Below are 18,226 nucleotides of genomic sequence, written 5' to 3'. Positions count from 1 at the left end.
GGCATCGACGGCGCGGGCCGTCGCACTCCCGACGATGCTCGCCGGCCGGCGTCACGTCAAGGGCGGGCAGGCGGGCTCAGAGGCGTTCGTGCGGCAGGACCTGCTTGATGCGCTCGATCGGGTTCTGGGCGGGTGCCTCGTTGTACGCGTTCGCGAGCTCCTGCCCGCTGAGCGCGTGGATGGCCGCCATGATCTCGTCGGTGGCGCCTCGGCGGGCGCGGCCCGACGACGCGGGTCCGTGCGGCGACAGGTCGAGCGGCGTGCCGAAGCGGACCGTGATGCGCGGAGTGGTGCTCGGGAACTTCGCGCCGACCGGCATGACTTCGTCGGTGCCGATCAGCCCCACCGGGACAACGGGCGCACCGGTCTGCAGGGCGAGGAAGGCCACCCCGGTGCGTCCCTTGTACAGGCGCCCGTCGAGGGACCGCGTGCCCTCGGGGTACAGCGCCACCGCGCGACCGTCGTCGAGGAACGCCTTCTGCTCGTCGAGCGCGTCGAGCGCCTTCTGCCCCGCCCCGCGCTCGACCGGGATGGCGCCGATGGCGGTGAAGAACTGCCGCGACGCCCACTTCTCGAAGTAGGCCGCCTTCGCCATGAAGTGCACCGGCCGGGGCGCGGCGACGGGGATGGCGATCGAATCGATGAACGACAGGTGGTTGCTGGCGAAGATGACCGGGCCCGTCCGCGGGACGTTCTCGCGGCCCTCGACGCGGGGACGGTAGATCGCCCGGGCCAGCGGAGCGATGAGGGAGCGCCCCAGGACGTAGGTGACGCCCATCTGCTGCGGCCGTGCTGCGGGGGGTTCGGCGGGCAGGTCGGAACTCACCCGTCGAGGTTACTCGCCACCGCATACCCGTGCGCGCATGACCGTTCGCGGGTATGCGCGCACGGGCACGGTCGCCGACCGCGCTGCGCAGCGGACGCGGCGAAGGGGACCCCGGCGGCTGTGTCATGGCCGGACGCGCTCGAGTCCTCGGGCGGACTCTCAGGCGCGGCAAAGGCCCGATACGACAGGATGGGGGTTTCCGTTCTCTCCGAGAGGTTCTCCGTGCGCTTCCGCCCGATCGCTTCCCTGTCCGTCGCCGCCGCCGCGGTGTTGCTGCTCGCGGGCTGCACCGGTTCGTCCGAGCAGGCGCCGACCGCGGATGCCAGCGCGAGCGCCGACCCCGCACAGTGCCAGACGCCGTTCACCGGCGAGGTGCCCGCCGGCCTCGAGGTCGCGGGCGACTTCCAGGGTCCCGTGACCGTCACGCGTCCCGACGGCTTCGCCCCCACCGACATCCAGCGCAGCACCCTCATCGAGGGCAGCGGGGCCGAGATCCAGCCCGGCGACCTCGTGAAGGCGAATTACACCGTCATCGACGCCTCGACGGGCTCGGTCGAGCTCGACTCGTTGCAGAGCGACCCCGCCGGCATGGACATGATCGTCAACGCGCAGCAGATCTTCGGCGCCGCCGTCTCGTGCGTGCCCATCGGGTCGCGCACGGTCTCGACGTTCCCGGCCGGCATCCTGGGCGAAGGCTCGCCCGCCTACGTCCTCGTCGCCGACACGATCGCGGAGCTGCCGCTGCGCGCCGACGGCACCGAGGTGGCACCGGTCGACGGTATGCCGACGGTCACGTTCGCCGACAACGGCGCCCCCACCATCACCGTGCCGAGCACGCCCGCGCCCACCGAGACGCGCGTCGAGAACCTGCGCCAGGGCGACGGTGAGGTCGTGAACCCCGGAGACACCGTCATCGTGCAGTACACGGGCGTCCTCTACGACGGTGGGACCGTCTTCGACTCGAGCTGGGACAAGGGCGCGCCGGCGCAGTTCGCCACCACGGGCGTCGTCCCCGGATTCCAGAAGGCGCTGGAGGGCCAGACCGTCGGGTCGCAGGTCGTGGCGGTCATCCCGCCGGCCGACGGGTACGGCGAGACCGGCCAGGGCGAGATCCCGGCCAATGCCACTCTGGTCTTCGTCGTCGACATCCTCGGTGTGCAGCACGCGGCCGCAGCTGCTCAGTAGGCTGACGGGATGCGCCGCGTCGTCATCCTCGGTTCCACCGGCTCGATCGGGACGCAGGCGCTCGACGTCATCCGCGCCAACCCCGGCCGCTTCGACGTCGTCGGGTTGGCGGCCGGTACCGACCGCGCCGGCGTCGAGGCCCAGGCTGCCGAGTTCGGCGTCGAGCACGTGGCCCTCGGAGCGGTCGAGGCCGAACAGCTCGTCCGCGACGTCGGCGCCGACGTCGTGCTCAACGGCATCACCGGTTCGGTGGGCCTGGGTCCCACCATCGCGGCACTCGAGGAGGGGCGCACCCTCGCCCTGGCCAACAAGGAGTCGCTGATCGTCGGCGGCGACCTCGTCACGGCCCTCGCGGCCCCGGGCCAGATCGTGCCGGTCGATTCGGAGCACTCCGCCATCGCGCAGGCGCTCCGCTCAGGGGAAGCGCACGAGGTGCGGCGGCTGGTGCTCACGGCATCCGGTGGCCCGTTCCGCGGACGCAGCCGCGAGGAGCTCACGGACGTCACGCCCGCGCAGGCGCTCGCCCACCCCACGTGGGACATGGGTCGCGTGGTCACCACCAACTCGGCGACGCTGGTGAACAAGGGCCTCGAGGTGATCGAGGCGCACCTGCTGTTCGACGTGCCGTACGACCGGATCGACGTCACCGTCCACCCGCAGTCCATCGTGCACTCGATGGTCGAGTTCGTCGACGGGTCGACGATCGCGCAGGCGTCTCCGCCCGACATGCGCCTGCCCATCTCGCTCGGGCTCGACTGGCCGCACCGCATCGGCGGTGTGGGTGCGCCGCTGGACTGGACGCGTGCGACGCAGTGGACGTTCGAGCCGCTCGACGACGAGGCGTTCGGCTCGGTCGCCCTCGCGAAGCGCGTCGGGCGAGCGGGCGCCACGTACCCGGCCGTCTTCAACGCCGCGAACGAACAGGCCGTCGACGCGTTCCACGAGGGGCGGCTGAGTTTCCTGGGCATCGTCGAGATCATCGAAGGCGTCGTCGACCGGCACGAGCCGCCGACCGTCCTCACGCGCGAGTCGCTCGCCGAGGCCGAGGCCTGGGCGCGTCGCGCGGCCGACGAGGTCATCGCCGCGCGCTGACGCCCCCTCAGCCTGGCTCGCTCGCGGGCGTTCCGCCGCGCCGCGCGGGTCGTCGTGCGCGGGTCGTGGCGCGCGGGTCGTGGTGCGCGGCAGGGATGACTTGCGCCGAATGCTCGCCGGAAAGGACCCCACGCGTGCATATGGCGCAAGTCAGCGGGTCAGCGGGGCGCGGGTCGTGGTGCGCGGGTCGTGGTGCGCGGCAGGGATGACTTGCGCCGGATGCTCGCCGGAAACGATCCCACGCGTGCATATGGCGCAAGTCAGCGGGTCAGCGGGGCGCGGGTCGTCGCGCGCGGGTCGTGGTGCGCGGCAGGGATGACTTGCGCCGGATGCTCGCGGGAAAGGATGCCACGCGTGTATATGGCGCAAGTCAGCGGGGGTGCGGCGCGGGTGGCGGCTGGCGCGTGGCCCGGGGCGCGGCGCGGGGGCGTGGCGCGCGCGCGGGCGCGGGGGCGTGACGCGGACGCGGGCGGGGGGCGTCGCGCGCGGGCGCGGGTGGCGGCTGGCGCTTCGCCCAGGGCGCGCGCGGGGGCGCGGGGGCGCCACACGGGCGCGGGCGTGGCTCGGGCGCGGGGGCGTGGCGCGCGCGGGCTCGGGCGCGGGCGGCGCGTCAGGCGGGGAAGTCGACCGGGCGTTCGGGGTCGGACGACGGAGTCGAGTCGGCGGGGTACGGCACCGGCCACGCCGGGTCCGGCACGGGCCAACCCGCGGCCCGCAGGGCGCGGCGCGACAGCTCGCGGGCCGAGTACGGCGTGCGGACGCCCCGGATGTCGCGATAGTCCTGGTGGCCGGGGCCCGCCCAGAGGATCGCGTCGCCCTCGCCGACGAGCTTGACGGCCTCGAGAATCGCGCGCTCGGGCGGCGTGAACTCGTGGATCTCGGCGTCGGGACGCGCCCGACGCGCCCCCTCGACGAGCACCGTGCGGATGGCATCCGGATTCTCGTGACGAGGGTGGTGATCGGTGACGATCAGGATGTCGCTGCCCTCGACCGCGGTGCGTCCCATGTCGTGGCGTTTCGTCGCGTCGCGGTCGCCGTCGGCGCCGAAGAGCATGACGACCCTGCCGGGCGTCACGCGACGGACGGCGGCGAGCGTCTTCTCGAACGCGTCGGGGGAGTGCCCGAAGTCGACGTAGACGGCCGGCCCCGCGGGGCCGGAGACCAGCTGGGTGCGACCCGGGAGCGACGCGTCGATGCGGTCGCCGTCGAGCGTGCTGACGAGGTGCTCCCACGTGTACCCGGTCTCGAGCAGCATGACGATCGCGAGCCCCGCGTTCGCCGCCATGTGCCGCCCGATCACCGGCACGACCGTCGTCAGCGAGCGGCCCCTGCCGTCGGTGAGGGTGAACTCCGTGCCGTCCTGCCGCTCCTCGACGATCTCGACCGTCCAGTCGGCCTCGGCCGACGGGTCATGCGCGATGGCCGGTGTGACGATGGTGACCACGGGGATCTCGGCGCGGGACGCGATCTCGGCTCCGGCGGGGGAGTCCAGGCACACGACACCGCGGCGCGCCCGGTCCGGGCGGAAGAGCGGGAGTTTGGCCTCGAAGTACTCCCGCATATCGGCGTAGTCGTCGAGGTGGTCGTGGGTGAGGTTGGTGAATCCGGCGACGTCGAAGACGAGTCCGTCGACGCGGTGGCGCGTGAGAGCCTGCGCGCTCACCTCGACCGCGACGGCCTCGACACCCCGCTCGCGCATGAGCGCGAGAAGAGCGTGGAACTCGGATGCCTCGGGGGTGGTGAGCCGGGAGACGATCACCTCGCCCGCGATGTGGCGTTCCGCGGTCGAGGACAGCCCGGTCACGACACCGAGCTGGCCGAGGATGCCTTCGAGCAGGTGCGACACGCTCGTCTTGCCGTTCGTGCCGGTGGTCGCCAGCAGCTTCGGGATGACGTCGTCGGCACCCGTGCCGTAGACCCACGCCGACAACTCGCCCAGCAGTGCGCGGGGGTCCTCGACGACGACGATCGGCAGACCCGTGGGGCCTGCGATCCCGGCGCCGTCGGCGTCGGTGATGATCGCCACGGCACCGCGTTCGGCGGCGGTGGCGGCGAAATCGGCCCCGTGGCGGTTGACGCCGCGGATCGCGACGAACGCCTCACCGGCGCGCAGGTCGGCCGTGGCCAGGGTGATGCCGCTGAGGGTGACATCCTCGACGTCGCCCACGGTGCGCACACCGAAGCGTCGGGCCAGTTCCGCGAGGTCGCGGCGGGGAGGTCGCTCCGGCCGGAGCACGGGCGGGAGGTTCGAGGGGGCGTCGATCGGCATCCCGTCCATTGTCTCACCCAGGCTCCCACAGACACCGCATCGCGGCCGCACGGGCGGTTCAAAGCCTGGCGGAGGTATCGTCGGCGAGTGACCGCGATCGCCTTTCTCATCGGCGTGCTCGTGCTCGTGATCGGCCTCGCCGTCTCGATCGCTCTGCACGAGATCGGGCACCTGCTGCCCGCGAAGCTCTTCGGCGTCCGAGTCGGTCAGTACATGATCGGCTTCGGACCCACGCTGTGGTCGAAGCGAGTCGGCGAGACCGAGTACGGATTCAAGCTCCTGCCGCTGGGCGGCTTCATCTCCATGGCCGGCATGTTCCCGCCCGCCCCCGAGGGTGAGGAGCCCTCGAAGCGGCGCTCGCGGTTCTTCGCCACGATGGTGCAGGACGCCCGGGACGCCAATGCCGAGACCCTCGTCCAAGCCGACGACCGGGTCTTCTACAAGCTGCCGGTGTGGAAGCGCGTCATCGTGATGCTCGGCGGACCGCTCATGAACCTCGTGCTCGCGGTCGTGCTCTTCACGATCGCCCTGAGCGCGATCGGCGTGCAGCAGGGCACCACCACGGTCGCGTCCGTCTCGGAATGCGTCATCCCGGCCAGCCAGCAGCGCGAGGCGTGCACCTCGAGCGACCCGGTCGCGCCCGCCGCGGCCGCCGGCATCCAGCCCGGTGACACCATCGTGTCCATCGACGGCACACCGGTGTCGACGTTCGCCGAGGCGGCGGCGATCATCCAGCGCTCGCCGGGGACGCCGCTGTCGGTGGTGATCGACCGCGACGGTGCGCAACAGACCGTGCAGTTCACCCCGCAGAGCACCGATCGGGCGGTCACCGACGACCAGGGTCGCCCCGTCACGGATGCCGCGGGGGCGCCGCAGTACGAGACCGTCGGATTCGCGGGTCTCCGTGCGCAGGAGGCGCTCGCGCCGCAGCCGATCTGGGCCGGCGCCGATGCCACCGTCCAGCAGGTCGGGGCCGTCGCACAGATCGTGGCGAACCTCCCCGCGCGCATCTACGAGGCGGCCGCCGACACCCTGACCGGTCAACCCCGCGCCGCCGACAGTCCGATGAGCGTCGTGGGCGCGGGCCGGCTCGCCGGCGACATCGCCGCGGTCGAGGCGCCCATCCTCGCGCGCGTGCAGTCGATCATCGCGTTGCTGGGCGGGCTGAACGTCGCGCTCTTCGTCTTCAACCTCATCCCGTTGCTCCCGCTGGACGGCGGGCACGTGGTCGTGGCGCTCTGGGACGGGATCAAGCGCTGGTTCGCGCGCGTGCGCGGCCGGGTCGCCCGGCCCGTGGATGCCACGCGACTCGTGCCGGTGACTTTCGTCGTCGTCGTGCTGCTGGTGGGGATGGGCGGCGTGCTCTTCCTCGCCGACATCTTCAACCCGGTGCAGCTCTTCTAGGCCGTCGACGGACGGGGCCACTGGAGGGCAGCAAGGGTCGAGCGGCGAAGAACGACCAGCTTCACCCGGTAATTCACCCGCCCGCTCTCGCCTCGCGGACGCGGGGTGCCTTCCACGGGATGTTTCGGAGCGGCTCGAACCTCGTCTGTTTCGCGGCGGAGGTTGTGCGGCGTGGGCGGAAGCGCCTCGTTCAGCACGACGCTCAGGCGAGCACGCTCGGCGGCATCGGCTCGGCGTCACCCAGGTCATCTGAGTCGGTCGTCCAGGTCATGCGACATTTCGGAAAGTCTGCGATCGAGGTCGGGGCCGCTCACATCCGGCGCCCACGGCTCTCACCCACGTTCGATACGATCCCGCCCTGACCTCGCCGTCGACCCCGAGGTCGGTCTCACAGGCTGGAGCGCAGCGTCGTCGTCCGGGGGTAGGGCGAGTCGTTGATCCGCGGTGCCCAGTCGGGCACGTGCTCGAGAGCCGCCTCGATCAGCTCCGGAGGCGTGTGCACCCAGTAGCGGGCTCCGGGTGCCGATGCCGGCATGGTCAGCTCGTCGACGTGCATGATCGACTCGGCGCCGTCGCTCTTGCGGATCACCGGGCCCCAGACATTCACCGATTCGATCACCCATCCCGCCTCCGCGCTGTACCCCCAATGCACGTCAGCCCTTTTGATCCGAGCGGTCCGGGCCTTCACCTGGGCGCGGAGATCGTCTGGCCGAAGGACCGTCTCGGCCTCGACGAGGACCTGCGTGACGGTCTGCACGTGGGTGATCCCCGCCGGTGCGGACTCCGGGGCAGGGGTTTTCGGAGCGCGCGGACCGTTGCTGCGGGACCACGGATGGGGGTTGGGGTTCGGTGGGTACGGCGAAGGCGTGATCTCCGGAGTCCATGCCGGTGCGAACGCCAGGGCTCCCTCGACGATCTCGGGTGGAGTGACGAGGCCCCAGGGGTTCTGCGAGGCGTCTCGCGAGCCCTCGTCGAGGAACTGCTTCGAGTCGTGCCCGTCCTTCTTCCGGTAGGGGCCTGTGATCTGAGTGAAGCCCAGGCGCCAGTCGCCGTCGACGAAGCGCCAGTGGACCTCCGCTTCCACGATGCGGGCGGTCCGGTCTCCGACCTCGATCGTGACGCCCTCGACAGCGAGTGTCGTGTAGGCCTTCACGATGACCTCGGTCGTGGTCGGTTCGACAACGATGTTCACGGCTTCGCCCCCAGGATCTCTCGGTAGTGGAACCTGAGCATCCCACAGGGCACACTGGCACGCGGGTCGCGTGCGGATCGTGAAGCTGCGGGTGATCGAGAACACCGGCGAGTACCGCGCGGGGGCGTGGACGACCCCGCACGAGGCCCCGACAACGCACGTGGTGGAAGCACGTGCGCGCATCTTTCACAAGGGTGACGTGGTGATCGTGGTCGGATACGAGCGCACCGTGGCCCGGGGCGAAGGGGAAGACCGCCGCCACGGCCGCGTCCTCGAAGCCGACGAGGTCGGCCCCGACCTCTCGCGCGCGATCGCCGTCGTCACCCGCGCGCACCGGGCGCCGCGGCGCAGCGGACCATCCGCAACCGACACGTGACACCGGCTAAGGCAGCCGTCCGAGTTCCGCAGGCGCCGGCCCGGGCGTCCGTGTCAGGGCCCTCTTATGGCGTCGCGCGAAACGCACGACGACGAGGAGGATCAGGATGATGCCGCACAGACCGGTCGAGCCCACCGCGGCCACGGCACCGCTCATGGTCAGGGCGGCGAAGAAGCGTCGCCAGGAGTCCGTGCCCTCCACGCCCCGCGCAGCGTAGAACGACGACGCGGTCAGGGCGATGACAAGCACCGCGATCGCCACCAGCGGGAAAGCGGCGGACATCGTCACCACCGGGAAGGGCACGGCCAGCCAGAACAGCTCGTTCCCCATGTTCTCGTACGCAACGAACGACATCACGACGCCCACGGCGTTGAAGATCAGGAGCGCCTTCAACCAGGGCCACCGCTCGTCGACGACCACCGGACGATGCCGGTCTCTCGAAGCGCCCGGCTGCTGACCTCGGGGTGCGGGCGCGGCCGCAGACGCGTCCGTGCCTGCAGCCGCAGATCCTGCCGCCTTCGCTTGCGCGACGAACTGACTGTGCTCGAGCTTCGACCGGGCGAGCTGGGAAGGGGAACCCTCCCAGACGAAGCCACAGGTGGGGTGTGCGCAGTGGACGGTCAGCACGCTCATGGCACCACGATGAGGCATCCGGAGGGAGAGGAGCCGGCCGCGGTGACCGGGTGAGAAACGCTCACTCAGCGTGTGATGACGCAGGCGACTCTGCTGTCCGACATGCGCCAGCGCTCCGCTCGCCGTCGTGTTGAACGGCCGGGTCGAGGGTCATCTTCTTCGCCTCGGTTCGCAGGTGATTGATTCCACCAGCTCGCCGCCGTCGAGTGGCCGTTGATCGCAGAGCACGATGGCGGCCCTCACGCTCGTCGAAGGGGCCGGACGCTTGGACGGGCTCAGCCACCTCGGGCCGAGGCCGACGGGCGGAGGCTCGTCGGGCCTCAGAGCACGTGCGCGATGAGCCGCTCGAGCGTCCGCATACCGTCGCGCGACAGGATCGATTCGAGGTGCCCCTGCACGCTGGCGTACCCGGGGCCGCGGAGGGCGTAGACGTCGCCGGTCTCGGCATCCGCCGCCACATCCGTGACGATCTCGGTCACCAGTGCGCCGTCGCCGATCGTCAGGCCCCGCTGGGTGTCTCCGGGTGCGACCCGCGCCGTGAACGTGTTGTAGAAACCGATCGAGGCGTCCTCGCCGAACACGTCGACGCTCTTCTGCAGGCCCTGATGGGGCCGTGCGAGCGGCGTCAGCTCGATGCCGAGCGAGTCGGCGAGGATCTGGTGGCTCAGGCAGACAGCGAGCAGGGGGTCGCGGCGGGCGGTTCGGCGTCTGACGACGTGGCGCATCGCCTCCATACGCGGGGTGTCGTCGCGCGGATCGCCCGGGCCGGGGCCTGAGACGACGAGGTCGGCGGCATCCAGCTCGGCATCCGTCACCGTGGACCAGTGCTCGATACGGGTGTCGAGACCGAGGTGACGCAATTGATGGGCGAGCATCGTGGTGAAGCGGTCCTCGGCATCCACGACGAGCGCCGTCCGGCCCGCGAACGGGCCTGAGCCGTCGGGATCTTGCGGGTTCATCCAGAACGGCGCGAGCCGATCATTGCGGGATGCCAGCAGCTCGGCGATCGCGGGGTCCTCGGCGAGCGGGCGCCGCGGGGCCGCGGGGGCGTCGGGGTCGGCATCCGGGGCCGCTTTCGGCACATCGCGCGGGATCGCGCCGATGGCACCGAGCACGCCGGCGGCCTTGCCGTGGGTCTCACCCACCTCGCCGTACGGGTCGGAGTGGCGCACGAGGGTCGCGCCGACGGGCACGCGAAGACGTCCCTCGACCAGGTACGCGGTGCGGATGAGGATCGGCGCGTCGAGGTCGTGCGTCGGACCCTCGGTGCGGCCGTTGGGTGTGAACAGCGCCGCGACGCCCGAGTAGTAGCCGCGGGGGGTGGTCTCGTGTCGGGCGATGACCGTGCACGCGTTCTGCATGGGCGAGCCGGTGACGGTGGGCGCGAACATCGTCTCGCGCAGGATGTCGCGCGGGTCGAGGTCGCTGCGCCCGCGCAGCATGTACTCGGTGTGGGTCAGGCGCGACATCTCTTTGAGGTGCGGCCCGGTGATGCGTCCGCCGTCGCTGCAGACGGCGCTCATCATCTTGAGCTCCTCGTCAACGACCATGAAGAGCTCCTCGGTCTCCTTGGTCGAGCGCAGGAACTCCGCGAGCGTCTCAGCGGTCGCACCGCCGGCCGGATGGCGGAACGTCCCCGAGATGGGGTTCATCGTGACGACGCCGTCTTGCGCGCTCACGTGCGCCTCGGGGCTCGCGCCCACGGCGATGTGGCCGTCGGTGACGACGGCGAACGTCCAGTACGCGCCCTTCTCGTGCTCGAGCAGCGCCCGGAACCAGGTCAGCGCCGCGATCCGCGGGTCGACGTCGACACCGGCGACGAAGTCACGGCGGATGACGAAGTTGGCGCCCTCGCCCCGGCCGATCTCCTCGGCGATGACGCGGCGCACGATGTCGGCGTATTCCTCGTCGGCGATGTCGAAACCGGCCTCGGCCAGCGGCACGGGTGAGGAGGGGAGGGATGCCACGACCTCGGCGCGGTCGAGGGCGACGCGCTCGTCGATCACGAGGCAGCGCAGCGGGGCGCCGTCGTCGTGGCAGACGAAACCGCGCTCGCGCACCTGCCGGTACGGCACGAGGGCGAGCACCTCGCGAGCGGTGCCCGCGGCATCCGTCAGGGGGATGTCCGCCAGCAGATCGACGTCGACGACGTCGCCGGTGAGCACCTCGACGCTCGCGCCGTCACGGGCGATGAGGGCGAAGGGCGCGGAACCCGCGGCGAGGTCGCGAAGGAGGGACGAGGGGTCGGGACCGGTCATCGAGATGTCTTTTCGTTCGTGAGCGAGGGTCCGAAACGGCCGCGGAAAACACGAAGACCGCCGGATTCCCCAGGGGGAGGGCGGTCTGTTGCATGCACGCGCACCGCCTAGACGGTGAGCCACCAAGATGTGTTCGCGCGCATGGGGCCGAACCTACCACAGGGCGTGCTCAGCCTCCGTGCGGGCCAGGCGGCGTAGGCTGGGCGCGTGCCTGCAGTGAACATCGGGATGCCCCGCGTGCCGGAGGTCCTCGCGCCTCGTCGCAAGACCCGCCAGATCAAGGTCGGCAAGGTTCTGGTCGGTGGCAACGCACCGGTGAGCGTCCAGTCGATGACCACGACGCCGACGACCAACATCAACGCCACGCTCCAGCAGATCGCCGAGCTCACGGCATCCGGGTGCGAGATCGTGCGCGTGGCCGTCCCCTCGCAGGATGACGCCGATGTGCTGCACATCATCGCCAAGAAGAGCCAGATCCCGGTCATCGCCGACATCCACTTCCAGCCGAAGTACGTCTTCCAGGCCATCGACGCCGGCTGCGGTGCGGTGCGCGTGAACCCGGGCAACATCCGCAAGTTCGACGACCAGGTCGGCGCGATCGCCGCCGCCGCGAAGGCTGCGGGCGTGTCGCTGCGCATCGGCGTGAACGCCGGCTCGCTCGACCGCCGTCTGCTCGAGAAGTACGGCAAGGCCACGCCCGAGGCGCTCGTGGAGAGCGCCGTGTGGGAGGCCTCGCTGTTCGAGGAGCACGACTTCCACGACTTCAAGATCTCGGTCAAGCACAACGACCCCATCGTCATGGTTAAGGCCTACCGTCTGCTCGCCGAGCGGGGCGACTGGCCGCTTCACCTCGGCGTCACCGAGGCAGGCCCCGCGTTCCAGGGCACGATCAAGAGCGCGACCGCCTTCGGCATCCTGCTCTCCGAGGGCATCGGTGACACCATCCGCGTGTCGCTCTCGGCTCCCCCGGCCGAAGAGGTCAAGGTCGGGCACCAGATCCTGCAGTCGCTCAACCTGCGCGAGCGCAAGCTCGAGATCGTCTCGTGCCCGTCGTGCGGCCGCGCGCAGGTCGACGTGTACACGCTCGCCGACGACGTGACCGAGGGCCTGAAGGACATGACCGTGCCGCTGCGCGTGGCCGTGATGGGCTGCGTCGTCAACGGTCCCGGCGAGGCGCGCGACGCCGACCTGGGTGTCGCGTCGGGCAACGGCAAGGGTCAGATCTTCGTCAAGGGCGAGGTCATCAAGACCGTCCCCGAGTCCGAGATCGTGCGCACGCTCATCGAAGAGGCCAACCGCCTGGCCGACGAGATGGGCCCGGATGCCGCGCCGGGCACGGCGCAGGTCGTCACGGTCTGACGCCGGTCACGCCCCGGCAGCATCCGCACTGTCGGCGGAGAGTCCCAACGCCAGCCAGTTGTCGCGGGACGCGCGCGCGGTCGCCTCGGCGTCGCGGGCGCGGATCGCTCGGATGATCGTCTCGTGCTGCGTGACCGAGTCGCGCGCCGCGAACGAGCCGAAGCGGAGCCGCTCCACCCGGCGTAGAAGAGGCGTCGTGAGCTCGAGCACCTCGGCCACCATCGCGTTGCCGCAGGCTCCGACGATGACGTCGTGGAAGCGATCGTCGTGGCGGAGGGCCGCGTCGGTGTCGCCGGCGGCGATGGCCGCGGCGAAGTCGGCGTTCGCGCGCTCGAGCTCGGCGATGGCGTCGTCGCTGACGAGCGGTGCCGCCAGACGACCGGCGAGTTCGTGCATCGCGGCGGCGATCTGCTGCGCGTTCCCGGTCGAGGTGGCATCCACGGGCGCGACCGTCGTCGATCGGCCCGGGAGAGAGACGACGAGCCCGGCACGTTCCAGACGCTGAACGGCTTCACGGATGGGAGTGCGACTGACCCCGAGCCACGCTTCGATGTCGCTGTCGCGCAGGCGCTCGCCGGGCGCGAGGGTGCCGTCGACGATCGCGTCGCGCAGAGACGTGTAGACGTTGTCGCGCAGCAGTTCGCGAGACGACGATCGAGGCGCGGCGGGGATCGGCATGCCCGTCAGTCTAAACGCGAGCGTGGTCCGCGATATGCGATATACAAAATATCGCGCTACAGTCGGACTGCCGCGATCCGCGGTGCCCACCGAGACTCCCGAGGACGACATGGCCATCACCGACTTCGAGCGCTACCCCCTCACCTTCGGACCGAGCCCCATCCACCCGCTCCCGCGCTTGACGCAGCACCTGGGCGGGGCGCAGGTGTGGGCCAAGCGCGAAGACGTCTCCAGCGGTCTGGCGTTCGGCGGCAACAAGGTGCGCAAGCTCGAGTACCTCGTCCCCGACGCTCTGGCTCAGGGTGCCGACACGCTCGTCTCCATCGGCGGATACCAGTCCAACCACACGCGCCAGGTGGCGGCCGTCGCGGCGAAGCTCGGCCTGAAGGCCCGCCTCGTCCAGGAGAACTGGGTCGAATGGCCCGACCCGCTCACCGACCGTGTCGGCAACATCCAGCTCTCTCGCATCATGGGCGCGAAGGTGACGCTGGACTCGGCCGGCTTCGACATCGGCATCCGCTCCAGCTGGCAGGCGGCCATCGACGAGGTGATCGCCGAGGGCGGCAAGCCGTACGCCATCCCGGCGGGTGCGTCCGAGCACCGGCTCGGCGGCCTCGGCTTCGCGAACTGGGCCTACGAGGTCGAGCAGCAGGAGAAGGAGCTCGGCGTCTTCTTCGACACCATCGTGGTGTGCACGGTCACCGGGTCGACCCACGCGGGAATGATCGCCGGCTTCGCCGGGCAGGAGCGCCCGCGCCGCGTCATCGGCATCGACGCCTCCGCGACCATCGAGAAGACGCGCGACCAGGTCGAGCGGATCGCGCGGCACACGGCGGAGCTGATCGGCCTCGGTCGCGACCTGCGCGACGACGAGATCACCGTGCTCGAAGGATGGGCGGGCGACCTGTACGGCATCCCCGTCGAATCCACCCTCGAGGCCATCCGCCTCGGCGGCTCGCTCGAGGCGATGATCACCGACCCCGTCTACGAGGGCAAGTCGCTCGCCGGCCTCATCGACCTCGTCTCCTCGCGCGAGATCCCCGCCACGAGCAACGTCCTGTACGCCCACCTCGGCGGGCAGCTCGCGTTGAACGCGTACAGCGGGCTGTTCCGCTGATCCTCTCGGGTCCTCGCCGTCGGTGTCGGCGGGGCGGCTCCCCGCGCGAGCGGCTGCGACGCAGGCGGTTCAGGGGTGACCGCCCGCCGCGCCTGAGGCGAGCCCCGCCCGGCTTAGACTCGATGATCGTGGTCACCCGTCTCTCCAACTTCTTCCTCCGCACGCTTCGCGAAGACCCCTCGGATGCCGAGGTCACGAGCCACCGCCTGCTCGTGCGCGCCGGCTACATCCGTCGCAACGCTCCGGGCATCTTCGCGTGGCTGCCGCTGGGGCTGAAGGTCAAGGCCAAGATCGAGGCGGTCGTGCGCGAGGAGATGGCGAACGCCGGCGCGTTCGAGGTGCACTTCCCGGCGCTGCTGCCGCGCGAGCCCTACGAGGCGTCGGGCCGGTGGGAGTCCTACGGCGACGGCATCTTCCGCCTGCAGGACCGCAAGGGCGCCGACTATCTGCTCGCCCCCACGCACGAGGAGATGTTCACGCTCCTGGTGAAGGACCTGTACTCGTCGTACAAGGATCTGCCGCTGACGATCTACCAGATCCAGGACAAGTACCGCGACGAGGCGCGCCCGCGCGCGGGCCTCCTGCGCGGCCGCGAGTTCACGATGAAGGACGCCTACTCCTTCGACGCGACGGATGCCGGACTCGACGCCTCGTACCAGGCGCAGCGCGACGCGTACGAGCGCATCTTCACCCGCCTGGGCCTTGAATACGTCATCGTCAACGCCGACAACGGGCTGATGGGCGGCGCGCGCTCAGAGGAGTTCCTGCACCCCACCCCCGTCGGTGAGGACACTTTCGTGCGCTCGGACGGCGGGTACGCCGCCAACGTCGAGGCGTTCACCACGGTGGCCCCGGAGGCGCTGCCCATCGAGGGGCAGCCCGCACCGGTCATCTTCGACTCGCCGAACACACCCACGATCGCGACCCTCGTCGACCACGCCAACGCGCACCTCGACGCCCCGGCCCCCGGCATCGCCGGGCCCGCCACCGAGGGCGCGACGGCGTGGACCGCCGCACACACGCTGAAGAACGTCGTGCTCGCCCTCACCCACCTCGACGGCACGCGCGAACTCGTCGTCGTCGGCCTGCCCGGCGACCGCGACGTCGACGACAAGCGCGTCGAGGTGGCCTTCGCCCCGGCCGAGGTCGAGGCCGCGACCGAGGCCGACTTCGAGAAGCACCCCCTGCTCGTGAAGGGCTACATCGGTCCCTGGTCCGAGACCGGCGCCATCCTCGGTGAGGAATCCGCGACGAAGATCCGCTACGTCCTCGACCCGCGTGTCGTCGACGGCACCGCCTGGATCACCGGAGCGAACATCGACCAGAAGCACGTGCACTCGCTCGTCGCGGGCCGCGACTTCGTCGGCGACGGCTTCGTCGAGGTGGCCACGGTCCGACCCGGTGACCCGGCGCCCGACGGCTCGGGTCCGGTGGAGCTGGCCCGCGGCATGGAGATCGGACACGTCTTCCAGCTCGGCCGCTTCTTCGCCGAGACGCTCGGACTGAAGGTTCTCGATGAGAACGGCAAGCTCGTCACGGTCACGATGGGCTCGTACGGCATCGGCGTGACCCGCATCCTCGCGATCATCGCCGAGCTGAACAACGACGACAAGGGCCTGATCTGGCCGGCGTCGGTCGCGCCGTTCGACGTCCACGTGGTCGCCACGGGCCGGGATGCCGCGGCTTTCGAGCTCGCGGAGCAGGTCGCCGCCGACCTCGAGGGCGCCGGCCTCGACGTGCTCTACGACGACCGCCCCAAGGTCTCGCCCGGTGTGAAGTTCGGTGACGCCGAGCTCGTCGGCATCCCGCTCATCCTCATCGTCGGTCGCGGTGCCGCCGACGGCCAGGTGGAGCTGTGGGATCGGCGCACGGGCGAGCGCGAGACGCTCGCGGTCGCCGACGCCGTGGCGGCGCTCACCCGCTGACGCCGGCAGCGGCCACCGGCCCGCCCGTGGTCGCGGTCTCGGCGTCAAGACGGGCGGGCAGCGGTGCGCGGCTCGGTAGCGTGGATGCCATGATCGCCGCTCCCCGCCTGTCTCTGTCCGACGGCTCCACGATCCCGCAGCTGGGTATCGGTACCTACAAGGTGCCCGCCGAGATCACGGCCGGCCTCGTCGCCGATGCGCTCTCGGCGGGCTACCGCCATATCGACACCGCGGCCCTGTACGGGAACGAGACCGAGGTCGGCGAGGGGCTCCGGGCCTCCGGTCTCGACCGCGACGAGGTCTTCGTCACGACCAAGGTGTGGAACGACGACCACGGCTTCGACGAGACCCTGCGCGCCTTCGACGCGAGCGCGGCTCGTCTCGGTCTCGACCTTGTCGACCTGTACCTCATCCACTGGCCGATCCCCAGTGCCGACCGCTACGTGGAGACCTGGCGCGCTCTTGTACGACTTCAGCAGGAGGGCCGCGCGACCTCGATCGGCGTGAGCAACTTCGCCATCGCCCACCTCGAGCGCCTGCGCGACGAGACCGGGGTGCTCCCCGCGGTCAACCAGGTCGAGCTGCACCCCCGCTTCCCGCAGAACGACCTCGTCGAGTGGGACACCGCGAACGGCATCGTCACGGAGTCGTGGGCACCGTTGGCCCGCGGTGGTCTGCTCGAGGAGCCGGTGCTCGTGCGGATCGCGGAGCGCTACGGCAAGACGCCGGCGCAGGTCGTGGTGCGCTGGCACCTCGACCGCGGTCTGGTGGTCTTCCCCAAGTCGGTCTCGATCGAGCGGATCCGCGAGAACGGCGACGTGTTCGACTTCACCCTTGACGCCGACGACCACGCGGCCATCGCGGCACTCGAGACGGGGGAGCGGACGGGGCGGGACCCCTCTCTCGACTGAGCCGTCACCGTCGACCGCCCCACCGTCCGTGGCTCCGGTCGACGGCGACGTCGGGCGTCGTGGACACGACGCAGGATCCCCGGAGGGCGTCGATCGGAACACCGGGGCCGAGGGGCCGCGAGACAATGGATGTCCTGCTCGGGGCTGGACTCACCGATGACGGTCCGCGTTACACGTCGAGACGGGCGTAGCGAGCGCGGAACACGGTGAAGACACCGTACGCGAGGAATCCGACGCCGACGAGGAAGGCCAAGAACGGTCCGGCCGGAAGCGCGATGAGCGCCGACACCGCTCCATCGAGACCGCCTGCGGTGTCCGGCTCGATCTTCACGGCGGCGATCACCAGCAGCACCCCGACGATCATCAGGGCCACGCCTTTGGCGAGGAAACCCGCGACCCCCAGGGCGCTCAGCAGGTGTCCCCGCCTGCCGTGGGGGAGGCGCACCTTCGTGCGGAATGATCTGCGCGCGCCCATCCAGACGAACCCGACCCCCACGCCGGCCACGGTCAGGCCGACGGCTCCGAGCACGAATCCGCCGATCGGGAGGGTGAGAACGAACTCACTGGCGTCTTCGGTGGCCTGCTCCGCCCGGGGGCGGGCCCCGAGGGCGACGGATGCCGAGATCAGTCCGATCGCCACGAAGACGATGCCCTGCGGGGCCTCGGCCGCGATCCGCGCGAGGCGTTTCCACCCCGACAGCCCGCGCGGCGCCACCGCCTGCAGCAGATGCCAGCACCCGAGGGCGACCAGCCCCACCGCGAGGGCACCGAGAGCCAGGGCGCCGAGCGGCACGGCGGCCACGGCGCGGAAGGCGCCCGTCTGGTCGGTCTCCTCGGTGCCGCCCAACCCGACGGCCAGCACGAGCACCCCGATGAGCAGATGCAGGATGCCGTTCGCGACATACCCCGCGCGTGCGGCGACACGGAAGGCGGGGTTCGACTCCGCCGTGCGGGCCGCCGATCGGGCTGAGGAGGGCACTCAGGAACCGTAGTCCGCCCGG

Annotated in this window: 15 protein-coding genes; 8 read left to right on the top strand and 7 right to left on the bottom strand. The window is 70.9% G+C overall.

Annotated features, from left to right (window positions below; genetic code table 11):
* Positions 1-76 precede the first annotated feature (76 nt).
* Positions 77-778: a lysophospholipid acyltransferase family protein gene (locus tag QE392_RS15535; protein WP_307454167.1), complete on the bottom strand. Its 702-nt coding sequence runs from the start codon at positions 776-778 to the stop codon at positions 77-79.
* 237 nt (positions 779-1,015) lie between these two features.
* Between QE392_RS15535 and QE392_RS15530 the strand changes: the two genes are divergently transcribed.
* Together QE392_RS15530 and dxr are read left to right on the top strand one after the other, a co-directional pair.
* Positions 1,016-2,011 carry an FKBP-type peptidyl-prolyl cis-trans isomerase gene (locus QE392_RS15530; RefSeq protein ID WP_307453335.1) on the top strand — a complete coding sequence of 332 codons (996 nt, stop codon included), beginning with the start codon at positions 1,016-1,018 and terminating at the stop codon, positions 2,009-2,011.
* A 9-nt stretch (positions 2,012-2,020) separates the two neighbouring features.
* Complete coding sequence (gene dxr / locus QE392_RS15525) at positions 2,021-3,103, top strand: 1-deoxy-D-xylulose-5-phosphate reductoisomerase (protein WP_307453333.1); 1,083 nt, start codon at positions 2,021-2,023, stop codon at positions 3,101-3,103.
* Positions 3,104-3,713: 610 nt separating this feature from the next.
* On the opposite strand, the gene QE392_RS15520 is transcribed toward dxr, so the two are convergent.
* On the bottom strand, positions 3,714-5,372 hold the full coding sequence (locus tag QE392_RS15520; RefSeq protein ID WP_307453331.1) for a Mur ligase family protein: 1,659 nt from the start codon (positions 5,370-5,372) through the stop codon (positions 3,714-3,716).
* Between the two features lie 87 nt (positions 5,373-5,459).
* On the opposite strand from QE392_RS15520, the gene QE392_RS15515 reads away from it, so the two are divergent.
* Positions 5,460-6,776, top strand: a complete 1,317-nt coding sequence (locus QE392_RS15515; RefSeq protein ID WP_307453329.1) for a M50 family metallopeptidase — start codon at positions 5,460-5,462, stop codon at positions 6,774-6,776.
* 388 nt (positions 6,777-7,164) lie between these two features.
* Here the strand turns inward: QE392_RS15515 and QE392_RS15510 are convergent, their stop codons facing one another.
* The gene (locus QE392_RS15510; RefSeq protein WP_307453327.1) at positions 7,165-7,968 is read right to left on the bottom strand and encodes a hypothetical protein; all 804 of its coding nucleotides are present in this window, start codon (positions 7,966-7,968) and stop codon (positions 7,165-7,167) included.
* 70 nt (positions 7,969-8,038) lie between these two features.
* Here QE392_RS15510 and QE392_RS15505 point away from each other — a divergent pair, with 70 nt between their 5' ends.
* The gene (locus QE392_RS15505) at positions 8,039-8,344 is read left to right on the top strand and encodes a hypothetical protein (protein ID WP_307453325.1); all 306 of its coding nucleotides are present in this window, start codon (positions 8,039-8,041) and stop codon (positions 8,342-8,344) included.
* Positions 8,345-8,350: 6 nt separating this feature from the next.
* On the opposite strand, the gene QE392_RS15500 is transcribed toward QE392_RS15505, so the two are convergent.
* Together QE392_RS15500 and QE392_RS15495 are read right to left on the bottom strand one after the other, a co-directional pair.
* Positions 8,351-8,977: a hypothetical protein gene (locus tag QE392_RS15500; protein WP_307453324.1), complete on the bottom strand. Its 627-nt coding sequence runs from the start codon at positions 8,975-8,977 to the stop codon at positions 8,351-8,353.
* Positions 8,978-9,297: 320 nt separating this feature from the next.
* Positions 9,298-11,235, bottom strand: coding sequence for an anthranilate synthase family protein (locus QE392_RS15495; protein ID WP_307453322.1), 1,938 nt, complete (start codon positions 11,233-11,235; stop codon positions 9,298-9,300).
* Positions 11,236-11,442: 207 nt separating this feature from the next.
* On the opposite strand from QE392_RS15495, the gene ispG reads away from it, so the two are divergent.
* Positions 11,443-12,594 carry a flavodoxin-dependent (E)-4-hydroxy-3-methylbut-2-enyl-diphosphate synthase gene (gene ispG / locus QE392_RS15490; RefSeq protein WP_307453321.1) on the top strand — a complete coding sequence of 384 codons (1,152 nt, stop codon included), beginning with the start codon at positions 11,443-11,445 and terminating at the stop codon, positions 12,592-12,594.
* 6 nt (positions 12,595-12,600) lie between these two features.
* On the opposite strand, the gene QE392_RS15485 is transcribed toward ispG, so the two are convergent.
* The gene (locus QE392_RS15485; protein ID WP_307453319.1) at positions 12,601-13,272 is read right to left on the bottom strand and encodes a GntR family transcriptional regulator; all 672 of its coding nucleotides are present in this window, start codon (positions 13,270-13,272) and stop codon (positions 12,601-12,603) included.
* 109 nt (positions 13,273-13,381) lie between these two features.
* Here QE392_RS15485 and QE392_RS15480 point away from each other — a divergent pair, with 109 nt between their 5' ends.
* The 3 genes from QE392_RS15480 to QE392_RS15470 all read left to right on the top strand — a co-directional run bounded on the left by QE392_RS15480 (position 13,382) and on the right by QE392_RS15470 (position 17,225).
* Entirely contained in the window at positions 13,382-14,389 is a 1,008-nt protein-coding gene (locus QE392_RS15480) for a 1-aminocyclopropane-1-carboxylate deaminase (RefSeq protein ID WP_307454166.1), read from the top strand.
* Between the two features lie 128 nt (positions 14,390-14,517).
* Positions 14,518-16,314 (top strand): proline--tRNA ligase, encoded by a 1,797-nt coding sequence (locus QE392_RS15475; RefSeq protein WP_307453317.1) that lies wholly within the window; start codon positions 14,518-14,520, stop codon positions 16,312-16,314.
* 89 nt (positions 16,315-16,403) lie between these two features.
* Positions 16,404-17,225, top strand: a complete 822-nt coding sequence (locus tag QE392_RS15470; protein ID WP_307453315.1) for an aldo/keto reductase — start codon at positions 16,404-16,406, stop codon at positions 17,223-17,225.
* Between the two features lie 169 nt (positions 17,226-17,394).
* Here QE392_RS15470 and QE392_RS15465 read toward each other — a convergent pair whose 3' ends face one another.
* Positions 17,395-18,204, bottom strand: a complete 810-nt coding sequence (locus QE392_RS15465; RefSeq protein WP_307453313.1) for a DUF1206 domain-containing protein — start codon at positions 18,202-18,204, stop codon at positions 17,395-17,397.
* Positions 18,205-18,226 lie beyond the last annotated feature (22 nt).

Origin of the sequence: Microbacterium proteolyticum (genome assembly GCF_030818075.1) — a bacterium.
GTDB lineage: Bacteria > Actinomycetota > Actinomycetes > Actinomycetales > Microbacteriaceae > Microbacterium > Microbacterium proteolyticum_A.
Note: the sequence above shows the minus strand (reverse complement) of the source record. Positions and strands in the feature narration are given on the sequence as shown.

Bases quoted from the DNA above. Each gene is read 5' to 3' on its own strand.
- QE392_RS15535 (WP_307454167.1), bottom strand. From the start codon at position 778: ATGGGCGTCACCTACGTCCTGGGGCGCTCCCTCATCGCTCCGCTGGCC.
- QE392_RS15500 (WP_307453324.1), bottom strand. From the start codon at position 8,977: ATGAGCGTGCTGACCGTCCACTGCGCACACCCCACCTGTGGCTTCGTC.
- QE392_RS15520 (WP_307453331.1), bottom strand. From the start codon at position 5,372: ATGCCGATCGACGCCCCCTCGAACCTCCCGCCCGTGCTCCGGCCGGAG.
- QE392_RS15485 (WP_307453319.1), bottom strand. From the start codon at position 13,272: ATGCCGATCCCCGCCGCGCCTCGATCGTCGTCTCGCGAACTGCTGCGC.
- QE392_RS15470 (WP_307453315.1), top strand. From the start codon at position 16,404: ATGATCGCCGCTCCCCGCCTGTCTCTGTCCGACGGCTCCACGATCCCG.
- QE392_RS15495 (WP_307453322.1), bottom strand. From the start codon at position 11,235: ATGACCGGTCCCGACCCCTCGTCCCTCCTTCGCGACCTCGCCGCGGGT.
- QE392_RS15480 (WP_307454166.1), top strand. From the start codon at position 13,382: ATGGCCATCACCGACTTCGAGCGCTACCCCCTCACCTTCGGACCGAGC.
- QE392_RS15530 (WP_307453335.1), top strand. From the start codon at position 1,016: ATGGGGGTTTCCGTTCTCTCCGAGAGGTTCTCCGTGCGCTTCCGCCCG.
- dxr (WP_307453333.1), top strand. From the start codon at position 2,021: ATGCGCCGCGTCGTCATCCTCGGTTCCACCGGCTCGATCGGGACGCAG.